The sequence below is a fragment of the Streptomyces sp. NBC_00376 genome (assembly GCF_036077095.1).
In the GTDB taxonomy this organism is placed as follows: Bacteria; Actinomycetota; Actinomycetes; order Streptomycetales; family Streptomycetaceae; genus Streptomyces.
The window spans coordinates 4,751,822-4,764,955 of sequence record NZ_CP107960.1; the positions used below are offsets into that span (position 1 = coordinate 4,751,822).

General features: G+C 71.3%; 12 protein-coding genes and 1 pseudogene. 10 read left to right on the top strand and 3 right to left on the bottom strand.

The features are described from left to right. Positions 1-44: 44 nt before the first annotated feature. Positions 45-1,040 (bottom strand): ATP-binding protein, encoded by a 996-nt coding sequence (locus tag OG842_RS21540; protein WP_266731787.1) that lies wholly within the window; start codon positions 1,038-1,040, stop codon positions 45-47. A 102-nt stretch (positions 1,041-1,142) separates the two neighbouring features. Between OG842_RS21540 and OG842_RS21545 the strand changes: the two genes are divergently transcribed. After that, a complete protein-coding gene (locus tag OG842_RS21545; RefSeq protein ID WP_266731788.1) occupies positions 1,143-1,967 on the top strand; it encodes an oxidoreductase in 825 nt (274 codons plus the stop codon). A gap of 623 nt (positions 1,968-2,590) precedes the next feature. On the opposite strand, the gene OG842_RS21550 is transcribed toward OG842_RS21545, so the two are convergent. After that, positions 2,591-3,427, bottom strand: a complete 837-nt coding sequence (locus tag OG842_RS21550) for an HAD family hydrolase (protein ID WP_266731790.1) — start codon at positions 3,425-3,427, stop codon at positions 2,591-2,593. A gap of 567 nt (positions 3,428-3,994) precedes the next feature. Here OG842_RS21550 and ssd point away from each other — a divergent pair. The 7 genes and pseudogenes from ssd to OG842_RS45240 all read left to right on the top strand — a co-directional run. Then, the gene (ssd, locus tag OG842_RS21555; RefSeq protein ID WP_266733733.1) at positions 3,995-5,056 is read left to right on the top strand and encodes a septum site-determining protein Ssd; all 1,062 of its coding nucleotides are present in this window, start codon (positions 3,995-3,997) and stop codon (positions 5,054-5,056) included. Continuing rightward, the gene (locus OG842_RS21560; protein ID WP_328512439.1) at positions 5,053-6,201 is read left to right on the top strand and encodes a TadA family conjugal transfer-associated ATPase; all 1,149 of its coding nucleotides are present in this window, start codon (positions 5,053-5,055) and stop codon (positions 6,199-6,201) included. The genes ssd and OG842_RS21560 overlap by 4 nt, the downstream gene beginning before the upstream one ends. Before the next feature lie 14 nt (positions 6,202-6,215). Next, entirely contained in the window at positions 6,216-7,079 is an 864-nt protein-coding gene (locus OG842_RS21565) for a type II secretion system F family protein (RefSeq protein WP_266731793.1), read from the top strand. Continuing rightward, positions 7,076-7,888: a type II secretion system F family protein gene (locus tag OG842_RS21570; protein ID WP_328512440.1), complete on the top strand. Its 813-nt coding sequence runs from the start codon at positions 7,076-7,078 to the stop codon at positions 7,886-7,888. Before OG842_RS21565 ends, OG842_RS21570 begins: the two co-directional genes overlap by 4 nt. A gap of 58 nt (positions 7,889-7,946) precedes the next feature. Next, positions 7,947-8,147, top strand: coding sequence for a DUF4244 domain-containing protein (locus tag OG842_RS21575; RefSeq protein WP_266731795.1), 201 nt, complete (start codon positions 7,947-7,949; stop codon positions 8,145-8,147). Further along, on the top strand, positions 8,134-8,559 hold the full coding sequence (locus OG842_RS21580) for a TadE family type IV pilus minor pilin (RefSeq protein ID WP_328512441.1): 426 nt from the start codon (positions 8,134-8,136) through the stop codon (positions 8,557-8,559). Before OG842_RS21575 ends, OG842_RS21580 begins: the two co-directional genes overlap by 14 nt. A gap of 119 nt (positions 8,560-8,678) precedes the next feature. Further along, positions 8,679-8,900: pseudogene (locus OG842_RS45240) on the top strand (Rv3654c family TadE-like protein); the annotation flags it as partial. Between the two features lie 40 nt (positions 8,901-8,940). Here OG842_RS45240 and OG842_RS21590 read toward each other — a convergent pair. Further along, entirely contained in the window at positions 8,941-11,526 is a 2,586-nt protein-coding gene (locus tag OG842_RS21590; protein ID WP_328512442.1) for a DEAD/DEAH box helicase, read from the bottom strand. A 78-nt stretch (positions 11,527-11,604) separates the two neighbouring features. Between OG842_RS21590 and OG842_RS21595 the strand changes: the two genes are divergently transcribed. Together OG842_RS21595 and OG842_RS21600 are read left to right on the top strand one after the other, a co-directional pair. Then, positions 11,605-11,958, top strand: coding sequence for an STAS domain-containing protein (locus OG842_RS21595; RefSeq protein WP_003967428.1), 354 nt, complete (start codon positions 11,605-11,607; stop codon positions 11,956-11,958). Positions 11,959-12,533: 575 nt separating this feature from the next. Next, complete coding sequence (locus OG842_RS21600) at positions 12,534-13,016, top strand: ATP-binding protein (RefSeq protein WP_266731801.1); 483 nt, start codon at positions 12,534-12,536, stop codon at positions 13,014-13,016. Positions 13,017-13,134: the final 118 nt, after the last annotated feature.

Consider the following 13,134-nt stretch of genomic DNA (forward strand, 5'->3'; position numbering starts at 1 on the left):
CTTCCTCCGGGAGGGGCGAACCCGTCCGGCGGGGCGCCGAGGATTCAGGCGGGTTGAGCGGCGCCGTCCTGGGCGTACCGCTCATCGAGAACGAAGGCGGGATCGACCTGGGCGGCCAGATCGGCGCCCGTCTTCTCGTTGCCCCAGCTCTCCGCGTTCTTCAGATGGAAATGGACCATCTGACGCGTGTAGCGCCCCCAGTCCCGCTGCTCGTACGAGTCCTCGGCGGCGTTCTGCAGCGCCTGCAGAGCCATCCGGTTGTCTGCCTCCAGCAGCTCGAAGCGAGCGGGGCGGCCCTTCTCCATCGCCCGTACCCAGTCGGAGTGCCCGACGCTGACCAGCAGATCGTCCCCCACCTCGGCGCGCAGGAACTCAAGATCGTCCTCGCCCTGCACCTTGTTGCCGATGACCTTCAGAGAGACCCCGAAGTCCCGCGCGTACTCCTTGTACTGGCGGTAGACCGAGACGCCCTTACGGGTCGGCTCCGCGACCAGGAACGTCATGTCGAAACGGGTGAACATCCCGGAGGCGAAGGAGTCCGACCCCGCTGTCATGTCAACGACGACATAGTCGTCGGGGCCGTCGACGAGATGGTTCAGGCAGAGTTCGACCGCGCCGACCTTGGAGTGGTAGCAGGCCACGCCCAGATCCGACTCGGTGAACGGCCCGGTGGCCATCAGCCGGATCTCCCCGTCATCCAGCCGGACCGTACGCGCGCATGCGTCATAGATCGGGTTGTCCTCGCGGACCCGCAGCAGTCGTGAGCCCTCGCCGGGCGGAGTCGTCTTGATCATCGTCTCGCCGGAGGTGATGCGGGGGTTGCTGCCGCGCAGATACTCCTTGATCAGAGGTAGGTGCGCCCCCATGGCGGGCAGCGCTGCGGCCTCCTGGTCGTCGAGGCCGAGCGCGGCCCCGAGGTGCTGGTTGATGTCGGCGTCCACCGCGACGACATGGGCTTCATTGGCGGCGAGGTGGCGGATGAAGAGCGAGGACAGCGTCGTCTTGCCGCTGCCGCCCTTCCCTACGAAAGCGATCTTCATGTTCACCTAGGGTAGCTGTGCAATCGCGTTCTGTTGTCACACTTCGTGAAGAAGGCCACTCCCGGGCGGTATCGGCACGGTGGACGCGTAGCCTCGCTACTTATGAGTACGCCTGCCCCTGATCCGCTCGCCGCCCTGGGCACCCTGCCGGGGGTCGCCGACGCGGTGGACTCCGTACGCAAGGCCGTCGACCGGGTCTACGGTCACCGCGTCATGCGGCGCCGCAGCAATGAGGTCACTGCGGAAGCGGCGCTGCGTGGTGCCCGTGGTTCGGCGGCGCTGTCGGGCGCCGACTGGAACCTGGAGGAGGTGCGCCGGCGTACCGACTTCAGTGGTGACGGCGAGGCGCACGTGATCGGGGCGGCCCTGCGGCTGACCGCCGAAGCGGGCCAACTGCTCTCCATCTGGAGGCAGTCACCGCTGCGGGTGCTGGCGCGGCTGCACCTGGTCGCAGCCGGCGGAGCGGTACCCGACGATGCCGTCGGCCGGCCGAGGCTGGCGGGCGAGCCCGTGGACGAGCCGCTGGTCGAGGCGCCGTTGCCGGATGCCGACGAGGTGGCCGGGCGGCTGGAGGGGCTCTCCGGGCTGATTCTTTCCGGCACTTCGGCGCCCGCGCTTGTCACGGCGGCGGTAGTGCACGGTGAACTGCTGGCCCTGCGTCCCTTCGGTTCGTACAACGGTCTCGTCGCGCGGACCGCAGAGCGGATCGTGCTGATCGGAAGCGGGCTCGACCCCAAATCGATCTGCCCCGCAGAGGTGGGTCACGCCGAGCAGGGGCGGGCGGCGTACGTCGCGGCGTTCGAGGGCTATCTGTCGGGGACGCCGGAGGGCATGGCGGCCTGGATCGCGCATTGCGGACGCTCCGTGGAACTGGGCGTCAGGGAGTCGACGGCGGTGTGCGAGGCGCTCCAGCGCGGGGCCGCGTAGAGGTCCCGCAAGAAGTCGCGTGGAAGCTGCGCAAGAAGTCGCGTGCAAGTCGCGTGGAAATCGCGCAATGGGGAAACGGCTGGATTTCGGCCCGAGGCTGCGAGCCCGTCGGGTGCCGGTTTCGCGGTGTGCGTCGCGATAAAACCACCGAGGTAACTTCATCGCGGTAACTCGCGAATTGTCTTCGCCATGTCGACTTGTCGAGTCGACTTCACCGCCTGGCAAAAGGGTTGCGGCGGTACCGTCCTCGGTACCGCCGCTGGCATGTCTACCCAGTTACCATGCGTCCTCGATATATGCCCATCAGGTCGGGATGCTTTGCCCGTTCCCTGGTGCGGCTGGCCCGTAATCGACGGGTCGACGTCGCGTGGGTGCTCGGTTTTCATGCTCGGTCCGTGGGGCCGTCTCTGCGTTACAGGTAATCCTCTCGGATGTCCTTGGTCTCGCGGGCCGTTGAGTCATTTGTACTCCAGAGCCGGGGTGAGCGGTAGTGCTGGCCCCACTTCTTTACTTTTAGGTTCAATTACGGGCGAGTTGGATATTTCGCGCCGGCCGCCGAGTCGGCACGCCGGGCTGTCGCTCAGGGGTCGCGCCGGGTCTTCGCTCAGGGGTGCGTCAGTGCGTCAGGCGGAGGCCGCGGCGCGGCGACGCGAGGAGTACCAGACCAGTCCCGCCGTGACGGCGGCCGCGCCCACCGCTGCCGCCGCGACCAATGCCGGACGTGGCGGCAGTGAGAACGCGGGCAGTCGCTGCTTGAGCCGGACCGGCCGGTCGAAGACGAGAATCGGCCACTCGCGGAGGGTCGCCTCACGCCGCAGCGCGCGATCCGGATTGACCGCGTGCGGATGGCCGACCGACTCCAGCATCGGTACATCCGTGGCGGAGTCGCTGTACGCGTAGCAGCGTGAGAGGTCGTACCCCTCCGATACCGAGAGGGCCCTGATCGCCTCGGCCTTCGTCGGCCCGTAGGCGTAGTACTCGACTTCGCCGGTGAAACAGCCGTCGTCACCGACGACCATTCGGGTGGCGACGACCCGGTCGGCGCCGAGCAGCTCGCCGATCGGTTCGACGACCTCGGCGCCCGAGGTCGAAACGATCACCACATCGCGTCCGGCGGTGTGATGCTCCTCGATGAGCGTCGCCGCTTCGTCGTAGATGATGGGGTCGATCAGCTGGTGCAGGGTCTCGGCGACGATTTCCTTCACTTGCTGGACGTTCCAGCCCTTGCAGAGTGCGGAGAGATATTCCCGCATCCGCTCCATCTGGTCGTGATCTGCACCCCCGGCAAGGAACACGAACTGTGCGTACGCAGTGCGCAGTACGGCGCGGCGGTTGATCAGTCCGCCTTGGTAGAAGGACTTGCTGAAGGTCAGCGTCGAAGACTTCGCAATGACCGTCTTGTCCAGGTCAAAGAAGGCGGCTGTGCGCGGCAAGAAGCGGTTTTCCACAAGGCAGAGCATAGGGGGACATCATTCGGCGTAAACTCCGGTGCGTGGGTTTGCCTGAGAAGGCTCTCGGGTACACCATGGAAGTCACGGATCGTTCGCGACCGTGCTAACCCGGTCCGGCTCCTCCCCCCCCCGAGTCGGCCGTGGGGACGACCCCCGCTCTCCCCCCCGGCGGGGGTCGTCGCATGTCCGGACGCGTTTCTGGCGTTCGGAATCAAGCATTCCGCCCCCGTTTCGGTCGTTGCGGCCCGCTTCTCGGGCTGCCCTCACCACCATGACTCGTAACGGTGCGTAGCGGAAGGGCTGCACTCCGGAAGTCGCCGGTATGGGCGACGGAGATATTCACAACGGTGGAGTTGTCCACAGTTTTCGAGCAAGATCCACACGATTTTCCGAAGCGCTGCACGGTGATTCCAGCCGCGAAGTCCGCGGGTTGTGGAATCGCCGATCCCGGAACGCTCCGAGATCACCGCGAACCGCGATGAAGGTGCAGTGAGAAGGGGGGCGGAGATCGTGGCCGAGTCCATCGTGCGGGATCCTCTGCCGGCCGCCGGAGGGCGGCAGGGCGGACCGCTGATCGTGACCGAGGATGTGGAACTGCTCGACGATCTGCTGAGGCTGTGTGCGGCCGCCGGAGCGGAACCGGAAGTTCATCACTCGCCACCCGAGGACAGGGGCAGCTGGGAGCAGGCTCCGATGGTTCTCGTGGGCGACGATGCCGCCCAGCGCTGCCGAGGGGCGGTTCGCAGGCGGGGCGTGATGCTCGTCGGCAGGGAACAGGACGCCCCGGATGTCTGGCGCCGAGCCGTGGAGATCGGGGCCGAATATGTGCTGAGGCTGCCCGATTCGGAGAGCTGGCTCGTCGACCAGATCGCCAACGCGGCGGAGGGGGTGGGCCGGCCGGCGCTCACCGTGGGGGTGATCGGCGGACGGGGCGGCTCGGGCGCGTCCACACTGGCCTGCGCCCTGGCGGTGACCGCGTCCAGGGCCGGGCGGCGGACGATGCTGATCGACGGCGACCCGCTCGGCGGTGGCATCGACGTGCTGCTCGGTGGCGAACGGGCCGAGGGAATGCGCTGGCCGGATTTCGCCCACTCCAAGGGGCGGGTCGGCGGGGGTGCGCTGGAGGAGTCACTGCCGGCGCTGCACGGGCTGCGGGTTCTCAGCTGGGGCCGCGACGACTGCGTGACCATCCCGCCGCAGGCCATACAGGCCGTGCTGGCCGCCGCGCGCAGGCTCGGCGGGGTGGTGGTCGTCGATCTGCCGCGCCGGGTCGACGAATCGGTGGCCGAGGCGCTCGCGCAGTTGGACCTCGGGCTGTTGGTGGTCCCGGGGGAACTTCGCGCGGTCGCGGCGGCGAAGCGTGTGGCGTCGATGGTCGGGATGATCCTGGACGACCTTCGAGTGGTGTCCCGCGGGCCGTACGCGGCGGGCCTCGACGAGCGGTGGGTGGCACAGGCGCTGGGGCTGCCGCTCGCCGGTGAACTCCCCATCGACACCGGGCTGCTGGCCGCCCAGGACGGCGGCGCGCCACCGGGTGGCAGTGCGCGCGGTCCGCTGGCCCGGTTCTGCGCGGCGTTCTGGGAGCGGGCGCTCGCCCCGGAAGGCGCGGGAGGACGAGACGGTGGAGGTGCGTCATGACCCAGACGCTGCTCGATGCCGTACGGCAGAGGCTCGCGCAGAGTGGCACGGCGCCGACGCCGGCCGGGGTCGCGGCGGCGCTGCGGGCCCAGGGGCGGCTGCTCGGGGACGCCGAAGTACTTGGCGCGGCCGATGAGTTGCGGGGCGAGTTGGTAGGGGTCGGGGTTCTGGAGCCGCTGCTCGCAGATCCGGTGGTGACGGATGTGCTGGTCTCCGCGCCGGACCGGGTGTGGGTGGATCGGGGCGGCGGTCTCGAACTCACCGAGGTGACCTTCACGGACGCGGCCGCGGTGCGCAGGCTGGCGCAGCGGCTGGCCGCCGTGGCGGGGCGGCGGCTGGACGACGCCCGCCCCTGGGTGGACGCCAGGCTTCCGGACGGCACCCGGATGCATGCCGTGCTGCCGCCGGTTGCCGTCGGCTCGACGTGCCTGTCGCTGCGGGTGGTTCGGCCCAGGGCCTTCTCGCTGGCGGAGCTGGTCGAGGCGGGGACGGTGCCGCCGGGCGGTGACCGGGTGCTGCGGGCTCTGGTGGAGGCCCGGGTCTCGTATCTGATCAGTGGAGGGACGGGGGCCGGGAAGACGACTCTTCTGTCGAGTCTGCTGGGCGCGGTCGGGGAACGGGAGCGAATCGTGCTGGCAGAGGACTCGGCGGAGCTGCGGCCGGACCATCCGCATGTGGTGCGCCTGGAGTCGCGCCCCGCCAACCAGGAGGGGGCGGGCCGGGTGACCCTCCGGGATCTGGTGAGGCAGGCCCTGCGGATACGGCCCGACCGGCTGGTGGTCGGAGAGGTGCGGGGCGCGGAGGTCACCGAGCTCCTTGCCGCTCTGAACACCGGCCACGAGGGCGGCTCGGGGACGGTCCACGCCAATGCGGCCGAGCACGTACCGGCCCGTCTTGAGGCGTTGGGGACGGCGGCGGGGCTGGACCGGAAGGCGCTGCACAGCCAGTTGGCGGCCGCGCTGTCGGTGGTGGTCCATCTAGTACGGGACCGGGCCGGGCAGCGGCGGATCGCCGAGGTGCAGGTTCTGGAGCGGGACGCGGCGGGACTGGTGGTGACCGTGCCCGCGCTGCGCTGGGGCGCCGATGGATTCGTGCGGGAGCGGGGCTGGGAGCGGCTGCGGTCGCTGATCGGGGGTGCGCTGTGACGGGGGATGCGCCGATGGGGCTGTCGGTGGGCGTGAGTGGTGCGGTGGCCCTGTGCGTCGGGACGGCGGCCTGGCTGGTGGCGGCGCAGGACCATGGCCGGCGGAGGGTCCGGGTGCTGTTTGCCGATGGGGAGGTCCGGCCGCCGCTGCGAGTGCTCCGGGAGCAGGCCGTGGCGTGGCTGCTGGAGCGGTCGAGGGAGCGGCGGGAGTGGCTGTGCCTCCCGGTGGCGCTGGTCGTCGCCGTGCTGGGGGAGTCCGTGCTGCCGCTGCTGGGCGGGGCGGCGGCTGTGCCGCTGGTGCGGCGGTGGCTGCGCAGGCGGGCCCTGGGTAAGGAGCGGGAGCGCCGGGAAGCCGGGGTGGTGGCGCTGTGCGGCGCGACCGTGGGTGAACTGCGGGCCGGACACGAACCAGGGCAGGCGCTGCTCGTCGCCCTCCGAGGCAACGGGGTGATGGGGGCGGCTGAGGCGAGTGTGTCCGCTGCGGCGCGATTCGGTGGGGACGTGCCGGGGGCGCTCGCTCAGGCTGCGCGGGAGCCGGGGCTGGACGGACTCGCCGGGGTGGCGGCCTGCTGGCGGGTGGCGGTCGACGGCGGGGCCGGGCTCGCGGCGGGGCTGGACCGCCTGGAGGGCGCGTTGCGGGCCGAGCGGCGCAGACGGGAGGAACTGCGGGCCCAACTGGCGGGTGCCTGGTCGACGGTGGCTGTGCTGGCGCTGCTCCCGGTGCTGGGTCTGGGGCTGGGGGCGGCGCTCGGGGCCGATCCGTTGCGGGTGCTGCTGCACACCCCGGCCGGGCTGGTCTGTCTGGTGGCGGGCGGACTGCTGGAGGCGGCCGGCCTCTGCTGGGCGGCCCGGATCGTACGGGCGGGGGAGGCGGGGTGAGCGGGGTCGCCCACGAAGCCGTCCACCGGGTGGCGGCGGTGTGCGCGGTGGTGAGTGCGGTCGCTTGTCCGGCCTTTGCCCTGGCAGGGCTCGGGCGTAGGCGGGCGGTGCGCCGCCGGGGCGCGGCGCTGCTGGCGATCGGCTGGCCGGAACGCCGGCGCGAGCGCTGGGGTGGGCGTGGACATGCGGCGCCCGGAGCCCGGGTGAAGGAGTGGATCGCGCCGCTGGGCGCTGTGGCGGTGGGCTGGGTCCTGGTCGGCGGCCTGCCGGGTTGCGCGGCGGGGCTGCTCGGGGCGTACGGCGCCTGGCGGTGGCAGCGGGGCCGGCGCAGCACCGAACCGGGGGCCGGACTCGCGGAGATGGCGGAGGCCGCACGTCAGCTCCCGTTGGCGGCCGACCTGTTGGCGGCCTGCATCTCCGCCGGGGCCGGGCCCCGGGAGGCGGCCGAGGCGGTGGGCGAGTCGCTGGGCGGGCCCGTCGGCAGGTGCCTGGCGCGGACGGCCGCGGAAATCCGGCTCGGTGGTGAACCTGCGGCGGCCTGGGGGCGGTTCGGGGAGATACCGGGTGCGAGTGCGCTGGCCCGCTGCCTGGAGCGGGCGGGGTCGACCGGGGCTCCGGCAGCGGAGCCGGTGGCGCGGCTGGCCGAGGCGATGCGGGCCGAACGTGCGAGTGCGGCCGTGGCGCGCGCCCAGCGGGCAGGCGTGCTGATCACCGGTCCCGTCGGGCTCTGCTTTCTGCCCGCTTTCCTGATGGTCGGGGTGGCGCCCGTGGTGATCGGCCTGGCGACCGGACTGCTTCAGACCACGTGACAGAAAAGTGTCAATAAAAAACCATTCAATATGAATTACCGATTTCACGGGGGTTGAAATGATTCAGCGAATCAGGGGCTGGGTGCGTGGCATGGCATTCCGGGCCCGGTCGGACAGCGGAATGACGACATCCGAATACGCGGTGGGGACGATCGCGGCCTGCGCGTTCGCGGCGGTGCTCTACAAGGTGGTCACCAGCCAGCCGGTGATGTCCGCATTGCAGTCGCTGCTGAAGGACGCGCTCGATGCGAAGTTCTGAGAGCGGTCCCGGAGCGTGCGCCGGAGGCCGTTCCCGTACCGAGGGCGGGAGACCGGGTGTCCGGGCGTCGGATCGGGGCGCGGTGACCGCGGAGGCGGCCATGGCGGTTCCGGTGCTGGCGATGTTCGCCCTGGCGCTGGTTTGGGCGCTGATGGCGGCCTCCGCCCAGATCCGGTGCGTGGACGCGGCGAGGGCCGGGGCGAGGGCGGCCGCCCGTTCCGAGCCGGAGGCACAGGTGCTTGAGGTCACCCGTTCGGCGGCACCTGGCGGAGCCGAAGTCGCGATGGAACGGTCCGGGGAGCTGTGGCGGGTACGGGTGGCGGCTCCGATGCCGGGGCCGGGCCCGCTGGCCCTGACGCTGCATGCGGAGGCGGCCGCACTGGCCGAGGACACGGTGGGGGCGACGCAATGAACCGGACGGGAGGGAGGTGGCGGGCGGCTGCGCTCGGGTGGCTGCGGACAGCCGACCCTGCGCGGCTGGGCAGGGCTGGGCGGAGCGAGGACAGGGGGCTGGCCACGGTGTGGGTGGCGATGACCACGGCCACGCTGTGCGCGGTGTTCGCGGTCGTGCTGGCCCTCGGGCAGGTGGTGGCCGTCCGGCACCGGGCGGGCGGTGCGGCGGATCTGGCGGCGCTGGCCGCGGCCGACCGGGCCCTGCAAGGCCCTGGGGAGGCATGCGGGGCCGCCGAGAAGGTGGCTGCGGCGCAGGGGGCCGTGGTGGTCCGGTGTGCGGTGCGCGGGGAGATCGCCGATGTGACGGCCCGGGTGAGTTTCGGGCCGTACGAACCGGCGGTCAGGTCCCGGGCCGGTCCTCCGGCGGCTGCTCCCGCATCTCCGGCGCTTCCGCCTCCCGCACCGGAGCCGACTCCGGCTCCGGCGGCTGCGCGGGGTTCGGTTCCGACGGCTCTTCGGGGTCCGGTTCCTCGGGGGGCGGGGGTGCGTATCGCAGGAGTTCGGTGAGGAGGCGGACGGCGCCACGCTTGTGCAGCGGTTCGTTGCCGTTGCCGCACTTGGGGGACTGGACGCAGGACGGGCAGCCGGCCTCGCACTCGCAGGACGCGATCGCCTGGCGGGTCGCGGTCAGCCAGGCACGGGCGGTGTGGAAGGCCCGCTCGGCGAATCCGGCACCGCCCGGGTGGCCGTCGTACACGAAGACCGTGGGCAGCAGGGTGTCCGGGTGCAACGGCACGGAGACGCCGCCGATGTCCCACCGGTCGCAGGTGGCGAAGAGCGGCAGCATCCCGATCGACGCGTGCTCCGCGGCGTGCAGGGTGCCGCCCAGGATCTCCGGATTGATACGGGCGGCATCGAGCTGGTCCTCGGTGACCGTCCACCAGACGGCTCGGGTCCGCAGGGTGCGGGGCGGCAGGTCCAGCTTGGTCTCGCCGAGGACCTCGCCGGTGATCAGCTTGCGACGCAGGAAGGAGACGACCTGGCTGGTGACCTCCACGGAGCCGTAGCAGAGCCGTCCGTCACCCCACGGGATCTCGGTGTCGGTCTCCAGGACGGCGATGGAGGTGGTGTCGCGGGCGGTGGTCGAGTACGGCGGGACGGCCTCCTCGACCAGGGCCACCGAGTCCTCCAGGTCCAGCTTCCGGACCAGGTAGGTGCGGCCCTGGTGGAGGTGGACGGCGCCCTCGTGGACGGCGGTGTGTGCGGCCGATTCGTCGACGGTGCCCAGCAGCCGGCCGGTGCCCTCCTCGACGATCTGGACGGGGCGGCCGCCCTCGCCACGGATGTCGGTGAGGTCCGCGGCTCGTTCCCGGCGGGTCCAGTGCCAGCCCGATGGCCGCTTGCGCAGCAGCTTCGCGGCCTCCAGCTGCGGCAGCAGTTCGGGCACGGCCGGGCCGAAGAGTTCCAGGTCGGGCCCGGTGAGGGGGAGCTCCGCGGCGGCGGCGCACAGATGGGGGGCGAGTACGTACGGGTTGTCCGGGTCGAGGACGGTCGACTCCACGGGCTGCTGGAACAGCGCCTCGGGATGGTGGACGAGAAAGGTGTCCAGTGGGTCGTCGCGGGCCACCAAGACGGCCAGGGCGCCCTGGCCGGAGCGTCCGGCGCGGCCCGCCTGCTGCCACAGCGACGCCCTGGTGCCGGGATAGCCGGCGATCACGACGGCATCCAGGCCGGAGACGTCGATGCCGAGTTCGAGGGCGGTGGTGGCGGCCAGTCCGAGCAGTTCCCCGGAGTGCAGGGCGCGCTCCAGGGCGCGGCGTTCCTCGGGGAGGTAGCCCCCGCGGTAGGCGGCGACCCGGGCCGGCAGGGAGCGGTCCACCTCGGCGAGGCGCTCCTTCGCGATGACGGAGATCAGCTCGGCGCCGCGCCGGGAGCGCACGAAGGCGACCGAGCGGACGCCCTGGACGGTGAGATCGGTGAGCAGGTCGGCGGTCTCGGCGGTGGCGGTGCGGCGGACAGGGGCGCCCTTCTCGCCGTGCAGGTCGGTCAGGGGCGGTTCCCACAGCGCGAAGACCAGCTCGCCGCGGGGTGAGGAGTCGTCGGCGACCTCCTTGACCGGGAGACCGGTGAGGCGGCCGGCCGCGACGGAGGGTTCCGCCGCGGTGGCGGAGGCGAGGAGGAAGACCGGGTCGGCTCCGTAACGGGCGCACAGGCGGCGGAGCCGGCGTACGACCTGGGCGACGTGGGAGCCGAAGACGCCGCGGTAGGTGTGGCACTCGTCGATGACGACGAAGCGCAGGGCGCGCAGGAAGGAGGACCAGCGGGGGTGGGACGGGAGTATCCCGCGGTGCAGCATGTCGGGGTTGGTCAGGACGTAGTTGGCGTACTGACGCACCCACTCGCGTTCCTCGACCGGGGTGTCGCCGTCGTAGACCGCGGGCCTGACGGCGTTGCCGAGCGGTGCCGCGAGCTGCTTCACGGAACGCCTCTGATCGGCTGCCAGGGCCTTGGTGGGCGCCAGGTACAGGGCGGTGGCGCCGCGGCCGTTCGGGGCCCCGGAGCCGTCGAGCAGGGCGCTGAGGACCGGGGCGAGGTAGGCGAGCGACTTGCCGGACGCGGTTCCTGTGGCGATGACCACGGATTCGCCGTCCAGGGCGTGCTCGGCGGCGGCCGCCTGGTGCGCCCACGGATGTTCGATTCCGGCACGCTGGATCGCGGCGACGACTTCCGGCCGGATGCGATCGGGCCAGATGGCATGGGTTCCCGCACGCGGGGGCAAGTGCTCCGTATGAGTGATGCGCGCGGACCGGCCCGCCACTGCGGCGAGCCGGTCGAGGACCATGGCGGGAGAGTGACTGGTGTCGCTGTTCCCGGGTGGTCGACTGGGGCGGTGATTCTTGGCCATCGGCACCGAGTGTGTCACTGGCGTGACGGACAATGGCCCCAAGCCGTCGTGCATGGCTGCTGGTAAGTGATTGAATGCCATCGCGGCTGGCGATCCGTTCCCTGGCTCCGCCGGGGAGACCGAGGGGCGACCGCTCGATAGCAAGGTGCTGGAGGATCCGTGGACCTGTCCTTGTCGACTCGCAATGTGTCCGGCCCTGGTGGCGACCGTACGGTCGTCGAGGTCGGTGGCGAGATTGATGTGTATACCGCGCCCAAGCTGCGCGAGCAGTTGGTCGAGTTGGTGAATGACGGCAGCTACCACCTGGTTGTCGACATGGAAGGCGTCGACTTCCTCGACTCCACCGGCCTCGGCGTGCTCGTGGGTGGCCTGAAGCGTGTCCGGGCCCATGAGGGCTCACTGCGCCTGGTCTGCAACCAGGAGCGCATTCTCAAGATTTTCCGGATCACCGGTCTGACCAAGGTGTTCCCGATTCACACCACGGTCGACGAGGCCGTCGCGGCCACCGACTGACGGTCGGCCCGTGGCCGGTCCGCCGGTCGGGCCGGCTCAGGCCGGTCCGGTACGCAGCCGACGCACCGGCGGCCCGCCAGGCGGCCGGTGCGACCCGGGCGTGCCTGACGGTCGGCTGCCGCGAGGCAGACCGATCGCACGGTCGGGTTGTCGCCCGGTGGCCGTACGGTCAGGTGGTCGGTCGGGGAGCCGGGTGACCGGTGCTCCGGTCGGCCGGGTGCTCGGACGACCGGGCTGGTCGGCGTGAGCCGTTTGGCGGTCGGCCGGTGGGCTGTCGTTCGACCGGCTGCCGGACGGGGCCGTTCGTTCGGCTCTTCCGGTTCGCTCGGTGACCGCTCGTTTGCGGGCGGCCCGGCTGCCGGACGGATGTCTGTCGGTCCGTCGGCCGACGGCTGTACGTCGCTTCCGACGGCGTCCGGTGGTCGGCGACGCGATCAGCGAGATCGGCGAACCCGCGGGTCGTCGGCTCTGAGAAGAAGCGCGAAATAGAACGAAGAAGCGCGAAGAAGAGCAGGGACGCCGGGCAGCGCGCCCGGACCCCTGGGATGCACGCCCGTACGTCTGAGGGGGATCGCATGGCCACCGTTGAACTCCGCTTCAGCGCCCAACCCGAACACGTCAGGACGGCCCGCCTCGTGGCGGCCGCCGTGGCGCGCCGGGCAGGGGTCGACGAAGCCGTGCTCGACGAGGTCAGACTCGCCGTCGGTGAAGCCTGCAGCCGCGCAGTCGGGCTGCACCGCAGCCATGACATCATCGCTCCCGTCTCCGTCGCCCTGATCGAGGAGGAGAAGTCCTTCTCCGTCGAGGTGGCCGACGAGGTGCCCGGCCCCGGGGCCGATCCCGCTCTCGGCGGACCCGTCGGAGCCTCCGCGACACGCGACGCCACGCCCGGCGGTGGGCTCGATGAGCCGGATCACGAGAGCGACGCCGATGGCGAGGACGAGATGGGTCTCGCGGTCATCAGCGGCCTCGTCGATGATGTGGAAGTCAGATCGGGAGCCAAGGGCGGAGTGATCCGCATGAGCTGGCCGAAGACGCCCACGACCGTGCTGCCCTGATGCCCGTGACCGCGCTGCCATGACGCTGCTCCCCTGAGGCGCCACGGGCGACGCACGCTCGCGGGCGGCCCACCGTCCCGATCCGCCCGCCCCGGTCCGGTTGAACCTCTTCCCCGGT